The sequence below is a fragment of the Allobosea sp. NPDC055332 genome, from assembly GCF_053645455.1.
Genome location: NZ_JBSHMO010000003.1, coordinates 465,143 through 481,125, shown reverse-complemented (window position 1 = coordinate 481,125; position 15,983 = coordinate 465,143). Strand labels below are relative to the sequence as shown.

The 15,983-nt window shown below is 67.1% G+C and carries 12 protein-coding genes; 2 read left to right on the top strand and 10 right to left on the bottom strand.

The features are described from left to right. Positions 1-9: 9 nt before the first annotated feature. From dprA to panB, 6 genes are all read right to left on the bottom strand, one after another. Positions 10-1,218: a DNA-processing protein DprA gene (dprA, locus tag ACWIGM_RS18580; protein ID WP_454027433.1), complete on the bottom strand. Its 1,209-nt coding sequence runs from the start codon at positions 1,216-1,218 to the stop codon at positions 10-12. Then, a complete protein-coding gene (gene plsY, locus ACWIGM_RS18575; RefSeq protein ID WP_454027432.1) occupies positions 1,219-1,842 on the bottom strand; it encodes a glycerol-3-phosphate 1-O-acyltransferase PlsY in 624 nt (207 codons plus the stop codon). It lies immediately after the preceding gene. Positions 1,843-1,872: 30 nt separating this feature from the next. Next, positions 1,873-3,189, bottom strand: a complete 1,317-nt coding sequence (gene pyrC, locus ACWIGM_RS18570) for a dihydroorotase (protein ID WP_454027431.1) — start codon at positions 3,187-3,189, stop codon at positions 1,873-1,875. Continuing rightward, positions 3,182-3,424, bottom strand: a complete 243-nt coding sequence (locus ACWIGM_RS18565) for a hypothetical protein (RefSeq protein WP_454027430.1) — start codon at positions 3,422-3,424, stop codon at positions 3,182-3,184. The genes pyrC and ACWIGM_RS18565 overlap by 8 nt, the downstream gene beginning before the upstream one ends. A 5-nt stretch (positions 3,425-3,429) precedes the next feature. After that, positions 3,430-4,374, bottom strand: a complete 945-nt coding sequence (locus ACWIGM_RS18560; protein WP_454027429.1) for an aspartate carbamoyltransferase catalytic subunit — start codon at positions 4,372-4,374, stop codon at positions 3,430-3,432. Between the two features lie 70 nt (positions 4,375-4,444). After that, complete coding sequence (gene panB / locus ACWIGM_RS18555) at positions 4,445-5,266, bottom strand: 3-methyl-2-oxobutanoate hydroxymethyltransferase (protein WP_454027428.1); 822 nt, start codon at positions 5,264-5,266, stop codon at positions 4,445-4,447. Between the two features lie 217 nt (positions 5,267-5,483). Between panB and topA the strand changes: the two genes are divergently transcribed. After that, complete coding sequence (topA, locus tag ACWIGM_RS18550; RefSeq protein WP_454027427.1) at positions 5,484-8,126, top strand: type I DNA topoisomerase; 2,643 nt, start codon at positions 5,484-5,486, stop codon at positions 8,124-8,126. Between the two features lie 185 nt (positions 8,127-8,311). Continuing rightward, positions 8,312-10,381, top strand: coding sequence for a methyl-accepting chemotaxis protein (locus ACWIGM_RS18545; RefSeq protein ID WP_454027426.1), 2,070 nt, complete (start codon positions 8,312-8,314; stop codon positions 10,379-10,381). Between the two features lie 222 nt (positions 10,382-10,603). Here ACWIGM_RS18545 and ACWIGM_RS18540 read toward each other — a convergent pair whose 3' ends face one another. The 4 genes from ACWIGM_RS18540 to ACWIGM_RS18525 all read right to left on the bottom strand — a co-directional run bounded on the left by ACWIGM_RS18540 (position 10,604) and on the right by ACWIGM_RS18525 (position 15,807). Beyond that, positions 10,604-10,879 (bottom strand): hypothetical protein, encoded by a 276-nt coding sequence (locus ACWIGM_RS18540; RefSeq protein WP_454027425.1) that lies wholly within the window; start codon positions 10,877-10,879, stop codon positions 10,604-10,606. A 50-nt stretch (positions 10,880-10,929) separates the two neighbouring features. Next, positions 10,930-12,063, bottom strand: coding sequence for a DUF2778 domain-containing protein (locus ACWIGM_RS18535; protein ID WP_454027424.1), 1,134 nt, complete (start codon positions 12,061-12,063; stop codon positions 10,930-10,932). A gap of 248 nt (positions 12,064-12,311) precedes the next feature. Next, on the bottom strand, positions 12,312-13,262 hold the full coding sequence (locus ACWIGM_RS18530) for a ring-cleaving dioxygenase (RefSeq protein WP_454027423.1): 951 nt from the start codon (positions 13,260-13,262) through the stop codon (positions 12,312-12,314). Positions 13,263-13,455: 193 nt separating this feature from the next. Then, a complete protein-coding gene (locus tag ACWIGM_RS18525) occupies positions 13,456-15,807 on the bottom strand; it encodes a bifunctional salicylyl-CoA 5-hydroxylase/oxidoreductase (protein ID WP_454027422.1) in 2,352 nt (783 codons plus the stop codon). Positions 15,808-15,983: the final 176 nt, after the last annotated feature.

The following is a 15,983-nucleotide window of genomic DNA, read 5'->3' as shown; positions in this document are numbered from 1 at the left end:
GCCGCCGGTTCATGCCAGCCGTGAGAGCGTGCCGCCGGCGTGCCGTTGCACGACGCCTTCCAGTTCCAGTTCGAGCAGGATCTGGCTGACTTCACGTGCGGGCTGGCCGCTGGCGCGAACAAGGTCATCCATCGCCATCGGTGTCGAGCCGATCAGATCGAGCAAGCGCCGGCGCGGCACGTCCTCAGCGATGTCCTGCGGCGGCAGCAGTTCACGCTCGAGCTCGGTTTTCGGCGCAGGCAACACGTCCGGCAGGTCCAGTTCGTCCCAAAGCGCTTCCTGGCGGCGCCCGGGCTCCCCCTCTTCACGAGCGAGAATCGGCGCAGGCCCGAACAGGTCGTCGCGCCTCAGCATCGGTGACAGCGCGTCGATGACATGAGCCGCCTCGGCGCAGAGAATCGCGCCCTCGCGAATCAGATGATTGCCGCCCTCGGCCCGCGGATCGAGCGGCGAACCGGGCACCGCGAAGACCTGGCGCCCCTGCTCATTGGCAAAGCGCGCAGTGATCAGCGAGCCGGACTTGCGTGCCGCCTCGACCACCACCGTGCCGAGCGCCAGACCCGAGACCAGGCGGTTGCGGCGTGGGAAGTCGCGCCCGCGCGGCACCCAGCCGAGCGGCATCTCGCTCAGCGCCGCGCCGCGCTCGCGGATGCGTGCCAGCAAGGGAATGTTCTGTGGCGGATAGACCTCGTCGAGTCCTCCGGCGAGCACCGCGATCGTGCCGCTTTCCAGGCTGGCCTGATGCGCGGCGGTATCGATGCCGCGGGCGAGGCCAGAGACGACGGCGAAGCCGGCCTCGCCGAGCTCGCGCGCCAGGGTCGCGGTGAACTTCAACCCGGCGGCTGAGGCGTTGCGCGAGCCGACCAATGCGATGCAAGGGCGATTGAGCGCTGCCGGATCACCATCGATCGCGATCAGCGGCGGGGCTGAATCGATCGCCTGGAGCGGCACCGGATAGGCCGCCTCCCCCAGCGCGATGAGATGGGCGCCGCGCCGGCGCAGCGCCTCGAATTCGCGTTCAGCCTCGGCGACGGTGCAAAGCCTGAGCTTACGCCCGGCCTGCTGGCCGAGCTCCGGCAAGGCGTCGAGCGCGCCGGCTGCGCCGCCGAAACGGTTCACCAGGGCACGAAAGGTGCGCGGGCCGATGCTCTCGCTGCGGATCAGTCGGAGCCAGTCGAGGCGTTGCCGGTCGTCGAGAGCGAAACCGGCCATCGGCATTCAGCCCTTCTGCCCGATCTTGCCCTCGCGGCCGGCGAGTAGTCTCGCGATGTTCTCGCGATGCATGAACCAGAGGAGCAAAGCGAGGATGGCCATCAGCCCGGCCATCTGCGCATCGCGCACCCAGAACCAGAGCAGCAGCGGCGTCAGCAGGCTGGCGATCAGGGCCGAGAGCGAGGAGTACTTGCTCAGATAGGCGATGCTGAGCCAGACCGCGGCGAAGATCAGCGCGATCGACCATTTCAACCCGATCAGGACGCCGAGAAAGGTCGCGACCCCCTTGCCACCCTTGAACCGCAGCCAGACCGGGAAGAGATGACCAAGGAAGGCGCCGAGCCCGGCCGCCAGCGCCGCACTCTTGCCGCCGAGCAGCCAGCCGGCGAGCAGGACCGCTGCAGTTCCTTTCAGCATGTCGCCGAGCAAGGTCAGCGCCGCCAGCTTTTTGTTGCCAGTGCGCAAGACATTGGTCGCGCCGATATTGCCGGAGCCGATCGTGCGCAGGTCGGGGCCGCCGCTCAGCCGGGTCAGGATGATGCCGAACGGGATCGAGCCGACGAGATAGCCGAGGACGAGTGCGGCGAGCCCCATCGGGCCCGGATACGCCCAAGCGAACGCCTCAGCCATGCAACTTCCCCTGCCCGTCTAGGCCCAAGCTTACGCGGGTTCGCCGCGATAGACCACCCGGCCGCCGACCCATGTCGCCTGCACCAGCCCCTGCAGCCGCGCCTCGTCGAAGGGCGAGTTCTTGGCGCGCGATTTCAGCTTGCGCTTGTCGACGACGAAGGGCGCGTCGATGTCGATCAAGGCGAGATCGGCCGGTGCGCCAACGGCCAGTCGACCGCAGCCAAGACCGAGCAGTTCGGCCGGCCGGCTCGACAGGGCGGCGAAGAGCGACGCCAGCCCGACCTGCTCGCCATGGTAGAGGCGCAATGCCGCCGGCAGCAGCGTCTCGATGCCGAGCGCACCGTTGGCGGCCTCGGCGAAGGGCTGGCGCTTCGTCTCGACATCCTGCGGGTCGTGATCGGAGACGATGACGTCGATCAAACCCTCGGCCACCGCCTCGATCATCGCCAGCCGCTCGTCCTCGTGCCGCAGCGGCGGCGAGACCTTGCAGAAGGTCCGGTACTCGCCGACATCGTTTTCGTTCAGGCAGAGATTGTTGATCGAGACGCCGCAGGTAACGGAAAGCCCGTCCTCCTTGGCCCGGCGGATCAGATCGAGCGAATCCGAGCAGGAGACCATCGCCGCGTGGTAGCGGGCGCCAGAGGCGCGGGCGAGGCGCAGGTCGCGCTCCAGCATCACCGTCTCAGCCTCGTGCGGGATGCCAGGCAGCCCCTTGCGGCTGGCGAACTCGCCCTCGTTCATCACGCCGACGCCGCGCAAATCGGGGTCTTCGACATGGTTGATCAGCAGCGCATCGAAGTCGCGGGCATAGATCATGGCGCGGCGCATGAGCTGCGGGTTGCGCACGCCGTTGGCGCCGTCGCTGAAGGCGACCGCGCCGGCCTCGAGCAGCAGGCCGAACTCGGTGATCTCCTTGCCGGCCAGCCCCTTGGTCAGCGCCGCCGCCGGCAGGACATTGACGATCGCCTTGTCGCGGGCGCGGCGCTTGATGAAGTCGATGACGGAGGGATCGTCGATCGGCGGATCGGTGTCGGGGCGGCAGATCACGGTGGTGACGCCGCCGGCAGCGGCGGCTTGCGAACCCGTCCCGAGTGTCTCGCGGAACTCGGCGCCGGGCTCGCCGAGAAAAGCGCGCAGGTCGACGAGGCCGGGCGCCAGAACAAGGCCGCGCGCCTCTTCGACCTCGATACCGGCCGGCAGCTCCGGGCGATCGCCGCCCCAGTGGATATCAGCGATCAGCCCGTCGCGGATCAGGACGCTGCCGATGCCGTCGCGGCCGGAGGCCGGATCGACCAGTCGCGCGCCGAGGATTGCAACGTCGCTGCTCTGCCCGCTGCTGTCAGCCATCGCTACGCTCGACCCCGTTTTCGCGCTCGCGGCGCTGCGTGAAGACATAGTGCCAGAACCCGACCAGCCCCCAGATGCCGACGCACAAGAGCGCGCCGAGCAGCACGATCAGCCAGGTCCAGGCCGAACGCGGCTCGGCATACACGAAGCCGGCCACGACCAGGAGATAGAGTCCGACGAAGACGATCCGAGCCCGGCGCATTTGACGTAGCAGCCAGGCGAGGAAGAGCTCCATCGCACTCAGCCATTGGGCAGGTGTTGCGCGAGTGCGTCGAGCACCGCCATGCGCACGGCAACGCCCATCTCCACCTGCTCGCGGATCAGGGACTGGGCGCCGTCGGCGACCTCGGAGGAGATCTCGACGCCGCGGTTCATCGGGCCGGGATGCATGACGAGCGCGTCGGGCGCCGCCAGCGAGAGCTTCTCGCGGTCGAGCCCGAAATAGCGGAAATACTCCTTCGAGGACGGCACGAAGGCGCCGTTCATCCGCTCAAGCTGCAGGCGTAGCATCATCACGATGTCGACGCCCTCCAGCCCCTTCTTCATGTCGCGGAAGACCTCGACCCCCATGCGCTCGACGCCGGTCGGCAGCAGGGTCGAGGGCGCGATCAGGCGCACCTTCGCACCCAGAGCGCTGAGCAGGATGATGTTGGAGCGGGCGACGCGCGAATGCAGGATGTCGCCGCAGATCGCGACGGTCAGCCCGGCGATGCGGCCCTTGTTGCGGCGGATCGTCAGCGCGTCGAGCAGTGCCTGGGTCGGATGCTCATGGGCGCCGTCGCCGGCATTGACCACGGAGCAGTCGACCTTGCGGGCGAGCAGATTGACCGCGCCGGCGGCGTGATGGCGAACGACCAGGATATCGGGCCGCATCGCGTTCAGCGTCGCGGCGGTGTCGATCAGCGTCTCGCCCTTCTTCACCGAGGAGGAGCCGACCGACATGTTCATCACATCGGCGCCAAGCCGCTTGCCGGCGAGCTCGAACGAGGCTTGCGTCCGCGTCGAGGGCTCGAAGAACAGGTTGATCTGGGTGCGCCCCCGCAGCGTCGCGGTCTTCTTCTCGATCTGACGCGAGAGCGCGACATAGGTCTCGGCGCGCTCGAGCAGAGCCTCGATATCCATATGAGACAGCCCCTCGATCCCGAGGAGATGGCGATGCGGATAGAGCGGGGCTGGCGATGTCATTTGAAGACCGCTGTTTAGGGGCGAGTCGTGACCGGCGCAAGGCAGCGGGCGAACTTGCTGTGGAGCTTCGTCACTCCGCCTTCAGCGCATAGACATGCTGCTCGCCCGGGAACTGCCGGCTGCGCACCTCGGCGGCATAGGTACGCACGGCTTCGCGCGCCTGCCCAGCGAGATCACCATAGGCCTTGACGAATTTCGGTACCCGGCCGGTGAGGCCGAGCATGTCGTCGAGGACGAGGACCTGGCCGTCGCAGGCAGCCGAGGCGCCGATGCCGATCGTCGGGATCGTGATCCGGTCGGTGATCTCGGCGGCCAGCGGCTCCGCAACGGCCTCGATCACCAGAGAGAACGCACCCGCATCGGCAATCGCCGTGGCATCGGCGATGATCGCCGGCCATTCCGCCTTGCTGCGCCCCTGCGCCTTGTAGCCGCCGAGCGTGTTGACTGCCTGCGGCGTCAGGCCGACATGGCCCATCACCGGCACGCCGCGCTCGACCAGGAAGCGGACCGTCTCGGCCATGCGCACGCCGCCTTCGAGCTTCACCGCTCCTGCACCGGTCTCCTTGAGCAGCCTTGCCGCGTTGCGGAAGGCCTGCTCCCGGCTCTCTTCATAACTGCCGAACGGCATGTCGATCACGACGAGCGAGCGCGTCGTCGCCCGCGCCACGGCCTGGCCGTGCAGGCTCATCATCTCGAGCGTCACCGGGACGGTGCTGTCGAGGCCGTAGACGACCATGCCGAGCGAGTCGCCGACCAGCGCGACATCTGCGACCTCGTCGACGATCTTCGCCATCGGTGCGGTATAGGCCGTCAGCGCGACGAGCGGCTCACCGCCCTTGCGCCCGCGGATATCGAGCGAAGTCAGGCGGCCTGTCCGGTTCTGCGACGACATGCGGGGTCTCCTGACATACATCAAAAACAGCGACGGCTGGTGACGTAGCCTGACGACCCTGCTCTCGAAAAGCAGAATCGGGTTTGACAGGATCGGCCGCGTGAACCACTTTCGCGCGCAATCCCGAACCGCTATCAACGCGCCCCGCGCCAAGTTCGGCGAGGCTGGCAAGATATGTGCGCCGGCCTCACCTCTTGTTTATGAGATTTGAAGCGTCATGAAGCTCCTCGTCGTCGAGTCGCCGGCCAAGGCCAAGACGATCAATAAGTATCTGGGGTCCGATTACGAGGTCATCGCCTCGTTCGGGCACATTCGCGACCTGCCCGCGAAGGACGGCTCGGTCGATCCCGAGAACGACTTCGCCATGCTGTGGGAGACCGAGGGGCGCGGCGCCAAGCAGGTCGCCGAGATCGCGCGGGCGGCGAAGAACGCCGAGAAGGTCATCCTCGCCACCGACCCGGACCGCGAGGGCGAGGCAATCTCCTGGCACGTACTCGAGGCGCTGAACCAGAAGCGCGCCATCAAGGGCATCCCGGTCGAGCGCGTCACCTTCAACGCCGTGACCAAGGACGCCGTGCAGAAGGCGCTCGCCAATCCGCGGCCGATCGACCAGGCGCTGGTCGACGCCTATCTCGCCCGCCGTGCCCTCGACTATCTCGTCGGCTTCACGCTCTCGCCGGTGCTCTGGCGCAAACTGCCCGGCGCCCGCTCGGCCGGACGCGTGCAGTCGGTGGCGCTACGGCTGGTCTGCGACCGCGAGCGCGAGATCGAGGCTTTCCGGGCGCGCGAATACTGGTCGCTGATCGCGACGCTCGCGACCGGCAGCGGCGCGACCTTCGAGGCGCGCCTCTCCGGCGCCGATGGCAAGAAGATCACGCGGCTCGACATCGGCACGGGCGAGGAGGCGCAGGCCTTCAAGGCGGCGCTGGAGACCGCGCGGTTCTCGGTCGCCGAGGTCGAGGCCAAGCCGGTCAAGCGCCATCCGCAGCCGCCCTTCCAGACCTCGACCTTGCAGCAGGAGGCCTCGCGCAAGCTCGGCATGGCGCCTGCCCGCACCATGCAGGTGGCGCAGCGTCTCTATGAAGGCGTCGACATCGGCGGCGAGACCGTCGGCCTGATCACCTATATGCGAACCGACGGCGTCGACATGGACGGCTCGGCGATCGCGGCCGCCCGGCGGGTCATCGGCAAGGAGTTCGGCGACAACTACGTGCCGGACGCCCCGCGCAAATACACGGTCAAGGCCAAGAACGCGCAGGAGGCCCACGAGGCGATCCGCCCGACCGATCTCGGCCGTTTGCCGGCGATGGTCGCGCGTCATCTCGAGCCGGAGCAGGCCAAGCTCTACGAACTGATCTGGAAGCGCACCATCGCCAGCCAGATGGAATCGGCCTCGATCGAGCGCACCACCGTCGACATCGCCGCCCAGGTCGGCGCCCGCGCGCTCGAACTGCGCGCCACCGGCCAGGTCGTGCTCTTCGACGGCTTCCTGACGCTCTATCAGGAGAGCCGCGACGACGAGGAAGACGAGGATAGCAAGAAGCTGCCGGCGATGAAGGCCGGCGATCCGCTGGAGAAGCGCGCCATTGCCGCCGACCAGCATTTCACCGAACCTCCGCCGCGCTTCTCGGAAGCGAGCCTGGTCAAGCGCATGGAAGAGCTCGGCATCGGCCGCCCTTCCACCTATGCCGCGACCCTGGCGACGCTGCGCGACCGCGAATATGTCCGCGTCGAGAAGAAGCGGCTGGTGCCCGAGGACAAGGGCATGCTGGTCACGGCGTTCCTGGAGTCCTTCTTCAAGCGCTATGTCGAGTTCGACTTCACCGCCAGCCTGGAGGAGAAGCTCGATCTGGTCTCCAGCGGCGATGTCGACTGGAAGGCGCTGCTGCGCGAATTCTGGGAGGAGTTCACCAAGTCGATCGGTGAGACCAAGGAATTGCGTGTCGGCGACGTGCTGGAGGCGCTGAACGGCATCCTGGGCGAGCACGTCTTCCCACCGCGTGCCGATGGTGGCGATCCGCGCAGTTGTCAGGTCTGCGGCACCGGCACGCTCTCGCTCAAGCTCGGAAAATTCGGTGCCTTCGTCGGTTGCTCGAACTATCCGGAATGCCGCTTCACTCGCCCGCTCAGTGCCTCCGCCGCCGACGGCGAGGCCTCGGCCGAGGGCGGGCAGGTCGTCAACGGCGTGCGCACCCTCGGCAAGGACCCGGTCACCGATCTCGAGGTCACCGCGCGCGAAGGCCGCTTCGGCCCCTATATCCAGCTCGGCGACGGGGAGAAGCCGAAACGCTCGAGCCTGCCCAAGGGTGAGACAGTCGGTTCGCTGACGCTGGAGAAGGCGCTCGCCCTGCTCTCGCTGCCGCGCGAGGTCGCGAAGCACCCGACCAGCGGCGAGCCGATCCTCGCCGGCATCGGCCGCTACGGGCCGTACGTCCAGCACGGCAAGACCTACGCCAATATCGACAAGGCCGACGACATCCTGGAGATCGGCGCCAACCGCGCCATCGACCTGATCGTCGCCAAGGAGAGCGGCGCGGGTGGCCGCCGCTTCGGCAATGCCGCGGCGACGCCCGGACGAGAGCTTGGCGAACACCCGCAGGGCGGCAAGATGGAGGTCAGGGCCGGCCGCTACGGACCCTATGTCGCCTGGGGCAAGGTCTACGCCACCCTGCCGAAGACGATGGCGCAGGAGAGCATCACCGCCGAGCAGGCGATCGAGCTGGTCAACGCCAAGGCGGCGGCCGGCGGCGGCGCCAAGAGCAAGGCGAAGGCTCCTGCCAAGAAGCCGGCGGCAGCCAAGAAGGCCCCCGCAAAAGCGAAGGGCGCCAAGGCCAAGAAGGCCGGTGCCGCAGAGGAATAGGGCAAGCCGTCATAGAATGCAGCTCCATGACAGGTTTCGGAGCTGCGTGGCTTGCGTCGCTTTCCGGGTACGACGCTTCAACCGATTGAAAATTGCTCTGAGGCCAATCGCAGTTAACTCTGGATTCAAGGCCTCTCGCTACCTTGCAGCGCCGCGGTCGAACTAGCGGCCTGCGAGGGGACATCATGAAATCCATCAGGACCCAGATTCTGGGGCTGATCGCGATTGTCGCGGCCGGCGCCTTGGTTGCACTCGGTTGCGCATTGCTGGCGATGACCCGCATCGACACGATGAACGATCGCTCATCACAGCAGAACCATATCGCCCTTGCTGCCGAGCGGCTCAATGCCGCGGTCAACCTGGTGGTCGCCGATTCCTATCTCGTTTACACCGCCCGCAACCCGCATTTCGCCGGGATCGCCGCGACGACTGTCGAGGGCGGCCTGACCAAGGTCGAGGAGCGCCGCAAGGATTTAGCCAAGCTGGTTCCGGCCAGCGAGCGCGAGCGCATGGAGAAGATCAGCGCGCTGATCACCGAATTCGTCGCCATCAGGCTCGAAACGACGCGCATGGTCCGCGAGATCTCGGCCCGCGCCGCCGAAGCCTGGGGCAACAGCGACGCCAGCAAGAAGAACCGCGCGACGCTGCAGGAAGAACTCACCGGACTCAGCGGCGCCAACGAGGCCCTCGCCAACGAAGTCGATGCGGCCTCGAGCGCCTTTTCTGAGCAGGTTCGGACCTGGCTGCCGGTTGCACTGATCCTTGTGCTCGGTGCCGCCATTTTCGGCGCTCTGGTGTTCTCGCGGCGCTCGATCATCCGCCCCCTGATCGATCTCGGCGGGACGATGAGCCGCCTGACCGCCGGCGATACCCAGATCGAGGTGCCGCATACCAAGCGCCGCGATGAGATCGGCGAGATGGCGCGGGCGGTCTCGGTGCTTCGTCAGAGCACCGAGCAGGTCGCGCTGCTGCAGGAGCAGGAGCGTGCGGCCTCCGCCGCTCGCATCCGCTCGGCCGATGCGATGGCCTCGGTGGTGTCGGATGTCGGCGAGGTCGTCGCGGCGGCAGCGGCCGGCGATTTCTCGGCCCGGCTCCAGATCGAGCATGGCGACGAGCAGATGCAGCAGCTGGTCGCCGGGATCAACGAGATCAATGCGGTCGTAGACAATGCCACCACGGAATTCGTCGCAGTGCTGCAGGCGCTCGCCGCCGGCGACCTGACCCATCAGGTTCCGACCGCTTATCGCGGCCGCTTCGCCGAGCTGAAGGATGCCATCAACGAGACGATGGCACGCCTGTCCTCGACCGTCAGCACGATCCAGACCATGTCGGCGGATGTCGGGCTTTCGGCGCGCGAGATCAATACAGGGGCGGACGACCTCTCAAAGCGCACCGAAGAGCAGGCCTCCTCGCTCGAAGAGAGCGCCGCGACCACCGAGCAGCTCGCTGCCTCGGTCAAGGCCGCCGCGCAGGCCGCCCAGCAGGCCGTGCGCCAGGCCGGTGAGGCCATGCAGGTCGCACAGACTGGCGGCAATATTGTCACCGACGCCGTCTCGGCGATGGAACGGATCGAAGCGGCCTCGAAGAAGATCTCCGACATCACCCGCGTGATCGACGACATCGCCTTCCAGACCAATCTGCTGGCGCTGAACGCGGCGGTCGAGGCAGCGCGTGCCGGTGATGCCGGCAAGGGCTTTGCCGTGGTCGCCAGCGAGGTGCGCACCCTCGCCCAGCGTTCCGGCGAGGCGGCCAAGGATATTTCGGGTTTGATCTCCTCCTCGAACATCGAGATCGAATCCGGCGTGAAGCTGGTGCGTCAGACCGGCGATGCGCTCACCCGCATCGTCGCCGCGTCGCAGAACGTCCAGGCGACCGTCTCGGAAGTGGCTGCCGCTTCGAGCGAGCAGGCCAACGGCATCGAGGAGATGAGTCAGACCGTCGCCCATATGGACGAGATGACCCAACAGAACGCCGCCCTCGCCGAACAGAGCGCCGCCTCGGCCGGCGCACTGTCGAGCAAGATCGGCGAGCTCAACGCCCTGGTCGCCGGCTTCCGGACCGGCGAGAGCCCGGTTGCCCTGTCGCGCCAGCCGGCTGCGTCCGAGCCGGAACGGCTGCGGACGCTGGCGGAGGCCGCCTTTGCCCAGCAACGGCCTGCGCCGCGGCGCGAGCGCGCTGCTCCGGCGCATGTCCCGGCTCCGGCTCGAAAGGTCGCGAACGCCCGGGGCGGTGACGCCGGGTGGGAAGAGTTCTGAGAAGAGCCCTGGCGCCGAGCCTGCGGCCAATAGCCGAGGCTCGGACGGCCTCTACCTGCAGCTGAGGCGTCATTGCGAGCAAAGCCAAGCAATCCAAGGGGGCGGAGCTCTGCCGCCCTCCGATTGCTTCGCCAGTTGGCCTCTCGCGATGCCGGAGGCTTTGCTTTCATCAGGCCGACCAACGGCATCGGCCGAAACGGGCTTGCGCGAGCTCCGTGCGGGTCAGTGCCGCCTGATCCGCTGAAGGTGGCAGACCTTGACCCGCCTGCCCCTTCCGTCCGAGCGCCAGGTGCAGCCTGGATTGCGCGGCCGGCCTTCATGGATGTGATAGACGCCGCGATTCCTGCGGTCGAAGCGCTGGTTCGAGACGTCATGCCCGCCGATGCGGACATTGTTGCCGAAACGCACTTCGGCAGCGGCCGGACCGGCCACTGCCACTGGCAACGCCAGCACCGAGAACGCCAGCAGGCGTATCGCAAGATCGGCCAGTCGTATCATTCGCCTAACAGACCAGCCCCGCGCAGATGGCGCAAGGCGGGCGGAGCGCGTCAGCTCCGGCCGGCGACCACGACGAGCTGCTTGATCTCGCCGCGCAGGAAGGACTGCAGGAAGCGGTCATAGTCCTTCACCGAGACGCAGCCATTCGAGTCGCCACGCGGCCCGAGCAGGTAGTTGTGCACCAGCAGACCGGCGCGGCCGAAGATCTTGCCGCTGCCGCCGACCGGGTGCATGCGGATGGCGCGCACGCCGTGGAACAGAGCCTCGCGCTCGGTCAGATTGTAGACATGCGGCGGCGTCGGCCCCTTCATCCGGACATGGACGAAACGCAGATCGTTCATCATCTCGCCGAGGCCGGAATTGGCCTCCAGCCGCTCGCCATTGGGCAGGTAAACCACACGCGCGCTGATGTCGTAGACCGCGGTCTTGCCGCTGGCAGCGGGCGTCGCCGACGACATCGGCACGGGCATCGGCGCCGGGGCGACGGTCAGGCCGCTGCCGCGGCCGCTGCGCTGGGTGATGTCGTCCTGCGGCGCGGCATAGGCGAGGCGCTCGCCGGAACTCTGCGGCGCATTGGCGTTCACGCCGAAGAGCTTCTCGAAGAAGGAGCGGTTGTCGGGGGCAGGCTCGGCCTTGGCGACGACGTCCTTGCTCTGGCGCGAGGTCGCACGGGTCGCGAGGCGCGGCTCAGGCGGTGTCGGCAGCTTGAGATCGGACGGGCGCGGAACGGGGCGCGGCGCGATCAGGGCGATCCGCGGCGGCTCGGCTGCAGGCTGGATTGCGATCGTGGTCGTCGCCACGCTCGGGCTGACCGGTTCGGACGGTGCGATCGAGCCGGTGGTCTCGGGATCGAACACGACAGCCTGCGGCGCAGGCAGCGTCGATTGGAAGCGACCGGACAAGGGCGTGCTGTCAGCGAACGATTGCGCGACATAACCGACCACATAGCCCGGGCGGAGCAACGGCGCTGAGGCGTGCGGCAGGGCAGCCGGATTGGCCAGTGCGTGTCTCTGAGCCGGGGCGGCTGCAGGCGCCGTTTGTCCGGCCTGCCGGTTCGACCAGGCCGACACGCCTGCCATCGCACCGCCGGCGACCGCTATGAGCACGCCGAGGCGAATGAACGGGCTGCTACGCCGGCGCTTCAGGCTATAGGAATAGCCGGCGAACTTGGTCGAGCTACGCATACGCAACGCCTCGGGACACCTTGCAGGCATCCCGCTGAGGCGCAGCGCCCTACTCGTCTCGCCGCCGCGCTCGATTGCGCGCTGGGCAGACCGTAGCGGCCTGTTCGTCAGTTTCGGGAAGCCCCAACCTCTCGAGGTTCATTCAGCGCGGCCTTGGTTAATTCGCGATGAATCAAGAGCAATTTTAGGGAACGCCTTCCGCGCTGCGGCCGGGATGGCCGCAGCGCGCTTCTATGGCCCGGATGTCGTCAGGCCAGGGGCTTCAGCCCAGCCTCGATCGCCGCCCGCTTCGACTCGAGGAAGGGCGGCAGCGACAGCCCCTCGCCCATCGTCTCGAAGGGCTCGTCGGAGGCGAAGCCCGGCCCGTCGCTGGCGATCTCGATCAGCACCCCGTTCGGCTCGCGCAGATAGAGCGAGCGGAAATAAAAGCGATCGACCGGCCCGCTATTCGGATAGCCGGAGGCGCGCAGCCGCTCGGCCCATTCGTCGTACTCGCCGAAGCTCGGCGTCCGCAGCGCCAGGTGATGGACGCCGCCAGCGCCTTCGCGGGCCGGAGCGAGACCGGGCTCGACCGCGACGTTGAGTTCGGCCGCCGGGCCACCCTCGCCGATCCGGAAGACATGGATGTCGCCGGTGGCATGGGCCGCATCGCGGTAATCCGCGATCCGCTCCAATCCGAGCAACTTGGTCAGGACGAGCTCGGTCCGCTCGATCTGCGGGACGGAGATCGTCACTGGCCCAAGGCCGCGGATCTGGTGCTCGGCCGGAACCGGGCTCTTCTCCCAGGCGGCAAAGGGGATTTCGCCGCCATCGACGATAAGCGTCAGGCGCTGACCTTCCGGATCCTCGAAATCGAGTGCGGCGCGGCCGTTGAGCAGGCGCGTGTCGGAGACCGCGACGCCCGCCGCCGTCAGCCGCTCGCGCCAGAAATCGAGCGAAGCTTCACCCGCGACCCTGAGCGAGGTGCGCGTGATCGAATGCGTGCCACGCCTTGCCGGAGCCGTCGGCCAGTCGAAAAAGGTCAGATCGGAGCCGGGCGAGCCGGCGCCGTCGGCATAGAACAGGTGATAGGCGGAGGTGTCGTCCTGGTTCACCGTCTTCTTGACCAGGCGCAGGCCGAGCGTCTCGACATAGAAGCGCCGGTTCTCGGCTGCCTGGGCGGTGATGGCGGTGACGTGGTGGATGCCGGTGAGCTGCATGATATGGGCCCCTTGGTTGCGCGCCTCAGCTCGCGAGGCGCTTCCGTTGCCCACCAAGATAGTCGTTGCGTTAGCGCCATAAAGACGACGCACATCCAATCATAAATTGCACGAATGCAATCTTAGGCGCCTCTCCAGCGATTCTGGGGTTGCGGCGTTGCGTGGCTTCTCCGGAATGACGGAGGAGTTTCCGCTACTCCGCCGCCCGTGCGACCGAAACCGCCTGTGCGCCGCCATGCCGGCTCGGCTTGGCCTTCAGCTTGAGCTCCTGCAGCTCGTCCCGCTCGCGCGGTGTGTTGCGCATGAGTTGATCCTTGCCGGGCTGGTATTGCACCGGCTGGGCGACATCGGCGCCATACCAGGCTGCCGCTCGCAGCACGAAGGAGGGATCGGCCAGATGCGGCCGCCCGAGTGCGACGAGATCAGCGCGGCCGGCAGCGACGATGGTGTTGGCCTGGTCGGCCGAGGTGATCGCGCCGACGCACATGGTGGCGACGCCCGCCTCGTTGCGGATGCGGTCGGCGAACGAGGTCTGGAACATGCGGCCATAGAGCGGGCGGGCGCGTGGCGTGGTCTGCCCTGTCGAGACGTCGACGAGATCGCAGCCGGCCTCAGCGAAGGCCTCGGAGATCGCGACCGAGTCCTCCTGACTGATGCCGCCCTCCTGCCAATCGGTCGCCGAGATGCGCACCGACATCGGCTTGTCGGCCGGCCAGGTCTGGCGAAGCGCGGCAAAGACTTCGAGCGGGAAACGCAGGCGGTTTTCGAGCGAGCCGCCATAGGTGTCGCTGCGCTGGTTGGTCAGCGGCGAGAGGAAGCTCGCGAGCAGATAGCCATGGGCGCAGTGCAGTTCGAGCATGTCGAAGCCGGCGCGCAGGCCGCGCTCGGCGCTTGCGACGAAGTCGGCCTTGACCCGGCCCATGTCGGCGCGCGTCAGCTCGCGTGGAATTTGGCTCTCGGGGTAGTAGGGCAGCGGCGAGGCCGAGACGATCGGCCAGGCGCCTTGCGCAAGCGGGCGGTCCATCCCGTCCCACATCAGCTTGCTCGCGCCCTTGCGGCCGGCATGGCCGAGCTGCAGGCAGATCTTCGCAGCCGAGTTGCCATGGACGAAATCGACGATGCGCCTCCAGGCCGCTTCCTGCGCGTCATTGTAGAGACCGGTGCAGCCAGGGGTGATGCGGGCATCGGCCGAGACACAGGTCATCTCGGTGAAGATGAGCCCTGCCCCGCCGATGGCGCGCGCTCCGTAATGCATCAGGTGCCAATCGCCTGGCAGGCCATCTTCAGCTGAATACTGACACATCGGCGAGACGACGAAGCGGTTCGCCACTTTCATCTCGCGCAGATGGAAGGGCTGGAAGGCCGGCGGCACCGGCGTACCGTCGCGGCGCGTTGCCTGCTCGGCGCCGAGATCGTCGGCGACCAGCCTGTCGATCGCCGCGACGAATTCGGGCGCACGCAGGGCAAGGTTGTCGTAGGTGATCGCCTTGGAGCGGGTCATCAGGCCGAAGGCGAAGCGCAGCGGCTCGAAATCCCAGAAGCGCTTGAGCTGCTCGAACCAGACCAGCGAGACATCGGCGGCGTGCTGAGTCTTCTCGACCTCCTCGCGCCGCCCGGTCTCGAAACCGGCGAGCGCCGCTCTGACGTCGAGCCCGGCGCGATGGAAGGCGCGGTGCAGCGCGATCGAATCCTCCATGGCGAGCTTGGTGCCGGAACCGATCGAGAAATGCGCCGTCGCCTTGGCATCGCCGAGCAGAACGACATTGTCTACGACCCAGTTGCTGCAGCGGATCATCGGAAACTGCCGCCAGAGCGAGCGATTGGCGATCAGCCTGTGGCCCTGTAGCTCCTCGGCGAAGACCTGTTCCAGGAACGCGGCTGTGCCGGCCTCGTCCATACCTTCGAGCCCGGCGCGAGCGAAGGTCTCGGGATCGGTCTCCAGCACCCAGGTCGATTGCCCGGGCTCGTACTGGTAGCAATGGGCGATGAAAACGCCGTGCTCAGTCTGCTTGAAGAAGAAAGTAAAGGCGTCGAAGGGCCGGGTCGAGCCCATCCAGACGAAGCGGTTCGGCCTGAGGTCGACCTCAGGCGCGAAGCGCTCGCGATCACCCTCGCGGATGCGGCTGTTGATGCCGTCTGCGGCGACGACGAGGTCGTAATCGCGCTTCAGCGCCGCAACGTCCTCGATCTCCTCCGAGAACACCAGCTTGACGCCGACCTGGCGCGCCCGTTCCTGCAGCAGCATCAGCAGCGTGCGGCGCGAGCAGCCGCAGAAGCCGTTGCCGGGCACGCGACGCACCGTGCTTTTGAAATGGATCTCGATATCGTCCCAATAGGCGAAGCTGCGGACGATCGCCTCATAGCTCGGCAGATCGGCCGCCTTGAACAGGTCGAGCGTCTGGTCGGAGAAGACGACGCCGAAGCCGAAGGTGTCATCGGGGCGGTTGCGCTCGAAGACGGTGACGTCGAGCTCAGGCCAGTCCCGCTTCATCAGCAGCGCGTAATAGAGGCCTGCCGGCCCGCCGCCCACCACCGCAATGCGCATGACACCCTCCTTGGCTCGCAAAATCATTTTAAACCTAAAATAATTTTGGCTCAAGCCTCTCGCTGAAGGCTGGCAGCAAGAAGCCAGCTGAGTTACCGAAACTCGGCGAGATATCGCGCAATATGCTGGTATATCGCATTATTTCGTACCTTTCCGCAGAGCATACCTCGCCTCTT

Bases quoted from the DNA above. Each gene is read 5' to 3' on its own strand.
- ACWIGM_RS18525 (WP_454027422.1), bottom strand. From the start codon at position 15,807: ATGCGCATTGCGGTGGTGGGCGGCGGGCCGGCAGGCCTCTATTACGCG.
- ACWIGM_RS18530 (WP_454027423.1), bottom strand. From the start codon at position 13,262: ATGCAGCTCACCGGCATCCACCACGTCACCGCCATCACCGCCCAGGCA.
- ACWIGM_RS18535 (WP_454027424.1), bottom strand. From the start codon at position 12,063: ATGCGTAGCTCGACCAAGTTCGCCGGCTATTCCTATAGCCTGAAGCGC.
- panB (WP_454027428.1), bottom strand. From the start codon at position 5,266: ATGTCGTCGCAGAACCGGACAGGCCGCCTGACTTCGCTCGATATCCGC.
- plsY (WP_454027432.1), bottom strand. From the start codon at position 1,842: ATGGCTGAGGCGTTCGCTTGGGCGTATCCGGGCCCGATGGGGCTCGCC.
- ACWIGM_RS18560 (WP_454027429.1), bottom strand. From the start codon at position 4,374: ATGACATCGCCAGCCCCGCTCTATCCGCATCGCCATCTCCTCGGGATC.
- ACWIGM_RS18565 (WP_454027430.1), bottom strand. From the start codon at position 3,424: ATGGAGCTCTTCCTCGCCTGGCTGCTACGTCAAATGCGCCGGGCTCGG.
- ACWIGM_RS18545 (WP_454027426.1), top strand. From the start codon at position 8,312: ATGAAATCCATCAGGACCCAGATTCTGGGGCTGATCGCGATTGTCGCG.
- topA (WP_454027427.1), top strand. From the start codon at position 5,484: ATGAAGCTCCTCGTCGTCGAGTCGCCGGCCAAGGCCAAGACGATCAAT.
- pyrC (WP_454027431.1), bottom strand. From the start codon at position 3,189: ATGGCTGACAGCAGCGGGCAGAGCAGCGACGTTGCAATCCTCGGCGCG.
- ACWIGM_RS18540 (WP_454027425.1), bottom strand. From the start codon at position 10,879: ATGATACGACTGGCCGATCTTGCGATACGCCTGCTGGCGTTCTCGGTG.
- dprA (WP_454027433.1), bottom strand. From the start codon at position 1,218: ATGCCGATGGCCGGTTTCGCTCTCGACGACCGGCAACGCCTCGACTGG.